1 protein-coding gene is annotated in these 1,682 nt (G+C 45.1%); it reads right to left on the reverse strand.

Features of this window, described 5'->3' with window-relative positions:
• Window positions 1-14: 14 nt before the first annotated feature.
• A complete protein-coding gene (locus C7972_RS23620) occupies window positions 15-1,334 on the reverse strand; it encodes an IS110 family transposase (protein WP_258364940.1) in 1,320 nt (439 codons plus the stop codon).
• Window positions 1,335-1,682 lie beyond the last annotated feature (348 nt).

A 1,682-nucleotide genomic window follows, 5' to 3' on the forward strand; every position in this document is an offset into this window, starting at 1 on the left:
AATTCTGACTAACGTCAAATTAAGTTGCTGATATCTAGGGCAATTGTAAATCCTAGATCTTCAGGTTTTAATTCAAATTTATCTATTTGTTTTTTAATTCGGTTCACCAGTCCAAGTTTTCTTTTTTGATCAAGGAACAAATATTGTCTAGGTGGTTGATACTGTATCTTTTTGGTAACCATATTCCAGATAATTACCGCTAATTTCCGTGCCGTGGCACTGACCGCGGAATGTCTACCCTTTCTGTAGGCGACCCTTCGGAAAAAATCGGAGAGGTGGGTATCCTTTAGGTTGCCTATGGTATTCGCTGCTTGCCGCAGGGCGATTTTCAGTCGGTTGCTTCCCTTTGGCACGCGGTTACTGAGTATCTTTCCCCCTGATACCTTGTTGTTCGGTGCGAGCCTGAGCCAAGAGGAAAACTGTTTCGCGGTCTTGAACTTATTGAAGCCTTCGGGGCCTATCTCGCTCATAATGGACAATATTGTAGAATGGCTCAGTCCCTCGATGTCAAAGAGATCTACCCCGTTAAAATAACGGAAGGCTATTTGGTTCAGGTCCTTTATTTGCGGTGCGTTCTTGTTGGTTCTCTTATGTGGTTTGTCCGTTGTTTTCATTTTTCTGCGCTCGGGATGTTGTTTTAGCTCTTCTTTGATAAAGTGTCCGATTTTTTTGTCGCAGTCACAGATCTTTTTTTGAAAGAATTTATAGCACTCGAACTCCTGTTGCAGCCCAAAGAGATAGTCTGCCCGGTTATTGCCATGGAGCGCTCTGGCGATCTCCTCTTTTGGCTTTCTGCAATTGAAGTGCCGGTGCTCGGCCAAGCTATAGGGGTCAAGGTTCCCCTTACAGATGGCCTCTATGATCTTCATCCCGGTAAGCCCGCAGACGTCCTTGACCACCACGTCCAGCCTAAAGTTCAATAGCTTTAGATACTTTTGCATCTTGTGCGTGGCCGAGGCGGCCAGATCTATCCAGTTCCCCCTTTGCCGACAGAATGTGCGTAATTGTTCTGTTGTAAGATCCGGCAGGAAACTGCCGCTGAGCAGTCCCAGGGTATGGAGCTTCTGTATCCACCTACAGTCCTTTACATCAGTTTTTTTGCCCTTGGCATTCTTGGTGAACTTTCCATTGGCCAGCACGACCTCAAAACCAAAGGAGATAAGCTCCACGTATAGGTTTTGCCAATAGTCCCCAGTGGACTCCATCGCCACAGTGGTCACGTCAGATTCCAGGAGCCATTTGCAGAGTGCGGTAAGATCTTCGGCATAAACGCCGAACTCCCTGACATCCCCTAGTTCTTGGCCTATGGCCACAAAGTGTGAGCGACTGCCCACATCGATTCCGGCGGCATTGAAATTCACAACGTCCATTCCGAGTTTCATTTTTCTTTCCATGGTAAAAAAAGTTTATGGATTAGTAAAAAATGACCCTAAGGAAATGTAACTTTGATATAGAAAATTATTCTGAACGGGGTTCCGCTATGACGGACCACCACTGAAATTATCAACAAGCCCTTGAACCACTACTTCGAGGGCTTTTACATTTCAACCAGAATTACGCCCGGGCTTTTAAGCACCAGTTTAAAAATCGGCCTTACATAGGATCACCATAAAGTTCGGGAGTTCTTGTCGTTAGCTCAAGAAATTAATAGAAATTTTTTATGTGGGGAATTACAGCTAACG

It is taken from the genome of Arenibacter sp. ARW7G5Y1, assembly GCF_003201775.1.
Taxonomy (GTDB): domain Bacteria; phylum Bacteroidota; class Bacteroidia; order Flavobacteriales; family Flavobacteriaceae; genus Arenibacter.